Source organism: Chitinophaga sp. (assembly GCF_036569125.1).
Taxonomy (GTDB): Bacteria; Bacteroidota; Bacteroidia; order Chitinophagales; family Chitinophagaceae; genus Chitinophaga.
Genome location: NZ_DATCRF010000374.1, coordinates 1 through 3,619, shown reverse-complemented (window position 1 = coordinate 3,619; position 3,619 = coordinate 1). Strand labels below are relative to the sequence as shown.

At 49.5% G+C, this 3,619-nt stretch carries 3 protein-coding genes and 1 pseudogene; all 4 read right to left on the bottom strand.

Annotated features, from left to right (window positions below):
* Positions 1-288: pseudogene (locus VIM87_RS13965) on the bottom strand (RraA family protein); the annotation flags it as partial.
* Between the two features lie 21 nt (positions 289-309).
* The gene (locus VIM87_RS13960; protein ID WP_331997588.1) at positions 310-1,611 is read right to left on the bottom strand and encodes an amidohydrolase/deacetylase family metallohydrolase; all 1,302 of its coding nucleotides are present in this window, start codon (positions 1,609-1,611) and stop codon (positions 310-312) included.
* A 19-nt stretch (positions 1,612-1,630) separates the two neighbouring features.
* A complete protein-coding gene (locus tag VIM87_RS13955; protein ID WP_331997587.1) occupies positions 1,631-2,842 on the bottom strand; it encodes an aminotransferase class V-fold PLP-dependent enzyme in 1,212 nt (403 codons plus the stop codon).
* 146 nt (positions 2,843-2,988) lie between these two features.
* Positions 2,989-3,456 carry a RidA family protein gene (locus VIM87_RS13950; RefSeq protein ID WP_331997586.1) on the bottom strand — a complete coding sequence of 156 codons (468 nt, stop codon included), beginning with the start codon at positions 3,454-3,456 and terminating at the stop codon, positions 2,989-2,991.
* Between the last annotated feature and the right edge of the window lie 163 nt (positions 3,457-3,619).

The window sequence follows — 3,619 nt, the reverse complement described above, 5'->3', positions numbered from 1 at the left end:
GCCTATAATGGGCGTATCCGGGTGCAGTATTTTCCAGCCCCCTTCAAACTGGCAGTGGTAACCGTCATTATCCAGTATGATCCATGCTTCTTCAATACCAATATGCCGGGCTTTTTCCAGCAGGCTATCGGGAATTTTAGGCCGCCCGTCGGGGAAACGTTCCCCCTTCCAGGCAGCCGTAAGAAAGATGAGCTCTTCTTTGGATATGGTTTGTGCTTGTATAGCAGCCGGTAAATAGACCAGCAATGCCAGTAATAACGTTAACGGGTATACTATTTTATATTTCATCCTTGATCGGTTTCAGTGGAATTAATTTTCAGCACCGGTGGCATGCTCATCTACTGCTACGGTAGTGGTGTTTACCTGGTAAGGCAGGCTTGCCAGGCCATTCAGATCATACACAATCCGGCCGGCCCGCATGGTAAGCTCACATTCCAGCTTCTGGTTCCCATCCATGCGGGAACCGCTGGCATCAATAAAGCCAAACTTACCTTTCATCACCTGCAGAATGGCAATGTCGGCCACCGCCCCTTTGGAGAGATTGCCCAATTCCTCATGCTGAATAGCTTTGGCCGGCTCCCAGGTAGATGCTTTGATAACACTGCTAACATCCATGCCCATGTTCAGGAACTTGGACATTACGTTAAGCATATCTTTCATACCGGCATTCATGCTGGTGGCATGAATATCTGTGCTGATGGTGGAAGGGTAAAAACCTGCTTTCAGGGCCGGTATGGCCTGTGAAAAGGAGAAGCTGGAACCGCCGTGGCCTACATCGAAAACAATCCCTTTTTTACGGGCAGCCAGGGCAAAAGGCTGTAGCTGCCCCTGGTCATTTACAATAGCCATGCGGCTTCTTAATTTGGCATAGGCATGCGTAAAAATATCGCCGGGCCGCAGGTGTGTCATAAACAAAGAGTCCAGCGATAATGCGGGACGCTGCTCGCCAAAATCTATCATCACCGGTACCCCGGCCATTTTACCGGCTTCCACCGCCCTGTCCACCGGCGTCCATTCGGCGCCTACATAGTGCGCTACCTTAATGCCTACTACGTATTGTTTATTGTGAAGGATAGTTAACGCCGTCATCTTGGCGTCCATATCGGCGGTGTTCTGCTCATACACGCCGCCGCGCATACCTTCTCCCACAATGTTCAGGAAAGCCAGCACCCGCGTTTGCGAATGCAGTATGGTTTGTGTTCTGAATTTTTCAAAGCTGCGCCAGCCGGAGCTGCCGGCATCCACTACGGTGGTAACACCACAGCGGAAAGTAAAGCCATCCGGCGCCAATGCTACATAACCGTTACAGAGATAATGGTTCTCTTCTGTGCCTGCAAAGTTGTGGGAGTGTATGTCTATTAATCCGGGCGTTACATACAGCCCTTCCGCATGGATCACCTTCCTGGCCTGTGCTGCATCAATATCAGCAGCTACAGCGGCAATGGTATCTGCCGTGATGGCAATATCCATAATGCGGTCAATATTATTCTTTGGATCGATGACGTGGCCGCCTTTTATCAGCAGGCTGTATTTTTGTGCATGGGTTACCTGCGCCCGGCATAATACCAGGCATATGATCAGCAGGCTTCCGTTCCTGATCATCCGTTTCATAAGCGTATCTTTTATGAAATTAAGCTCCCTGTGACAGTACTTCCTTCAGCCTTGCTGCTACTATCTTCTCCTGTCCGGGTACCAGCATCCAGGTGGTAATGCTGATGGCGTATTTATTTCCTGGCTGTCCGTCTGCTACTTCTATTGATGGGTTGCCTTTGCGCAGCTTATCGCGCAGGTCTGCGGCTGTTACCGGGATCTTTTTCTCATCCCAGGATACGTGTAAGGTGGGTATGTGATTGGCCACTGCAGGCACTTTCACCTCTGTTACCACACCAGGTACCGATTTAGCGGCATTGCCCACCAGCGCTATCTGCTCTTCCCACATCTTCCATTCTTTAGCGTGGTCTTTTGCCAGGTAGTATTCCAGCGCCACCATCATACCCAGGATCTCTTCCTTATTTATTTTCATGCCACGGCCCACAGTATTACCACGGGGCGCCATACTTAAGCGGGCGGCTTTAATATATTTTTCAGCGCCTAATAACAAACCAGCGCTTTGCGGGCCGCGAATGCCTTTACCGCCTGAAAAACAAACCATGTCATAACCCATTTTGGTAAAGCGCCACAGGTTCTCAACCGGGGGTACATCAGCTGCACAATCGATCATAGCCGGCAGGTTATGCGCTTTGGCTATTTGTATAAATTCCTCTACCTGCACCTTACCGTCAAAGTTGTTGGCATTTACAAAAAAGAGCATCGCGGTCTGGTCATTGATGGCCTTTTCCAGCTCTTCCTTTGTATCTACCTGCAACACTTTTACCCCGGTATTTTTTAATGCATGTGCATAGGGAATGTCATGCGCTTTCAGCATGATCACTTCTGTTTTCATGCCGGTGCCTTCCAGGTGCGGAATAGCTGCTGCTTTCTTTTCATCCATGCCCGTTAATACGCCGGTTAAACCCAGTGTGATAGCCGAGAAGGCGCCGGAGGTTACCACAGCATATTCGCTGTGCACCAGGGAGGCAATACGTTTGCCCACTTTATCCTGCAGGTCGTCCAGCAGCACAAATTCTTTGGAGGCGTATTGTATGGCGGCCAGCACTTCAGGCAGCATCAAAGAACCGGTCATGGCGGTATAAGTACCGGCAGCATTTACAAAGGTGCGTACTCCCAGCTCTTTGAAATAATCTTTAGCGGGTGCGGTGCTGGTCTCGTCCAGGAAGGGTAATACTTTGGCGGTACCTGCCAGTCCACCCAATAGGGGGACGGCAGAAAGATTCCGTATCAAATTTCTGCGCGTAATCATAAAAGGATTTTGAAAAAAGAAAAAAAGAGGAGTATCAGATAAGAGGCAGGAGGCAGGATGTATTCCGTATGATCTCAGGCACTCAAAATGTGAGTATCTTACTTTTTACATCCTGCTTCCTGCTTCGTTTATTGCGCTGCGATGCAATCCATCTCTACCAGCGAATCTCCCGGCACGCCGCCATACACGGCAACGGTAGTACGTACCGGCGGGTTAGCGCCAAAACGGCCGCGGAACACTTCGTTCATGGCTTTGTAATCGTTCAGGTCGTGCAGGAACACACTTACCTTTAATACTTTTTCCATAGAAGTACCTGCTTTTTTCAGCTGGGCTTCCATTTCTTTCAGTACATGGTCCGTATGCGCTTTAATATCGCCTTCAAAGTGGGCGCCTATGCCGGCCAGGAACACCAGCCCGTTATGCTTGGTAATGCTGGAGAACAAGGGTACTTCCTGGTCGTACACCACTCCATTTACTATTTTCTCAGTATTGCTGCGGGTAACCGTACCCGCTGCTTTGGCTACGGCATTAAAACCGGCTATGCCTGCCACGGAAGCAAAAAGTTTTTTCAGTACGTTCCTTCTTTCGTTTATCATAATCTGAGGGTATTGTTTAAATGACGTGAGATGTTTTCCTATTTATCCCACCATACGCGGGTAGTAAAATTGTTGGCGCCCTGGCGCTGCACCGCTGTCAGGAAGTTGGCGCTGTTCACACTTTCTTCAGAGGGCGGGTAAATAAGACGGCGCGGTATAACAC

What these genes read in the sequence shown, in the direction of transcription:
- VIM87_RS13960 (WP_331997588.1), bottom strand. Translation starts at nt 1,611, where the DNA reads ATGAAACGGATGATCAGGAACGGAAGCCTGCTGATCATATGCCTGGTA.
- VIM87_RS13950 (WP_331997586.1), bottom strand. Translation starts at nt 3,456, where the DNA reads ATGATAAACGAAAGAAGGAACGTACTGAAAAAACTTTTTGCTTCCGTG.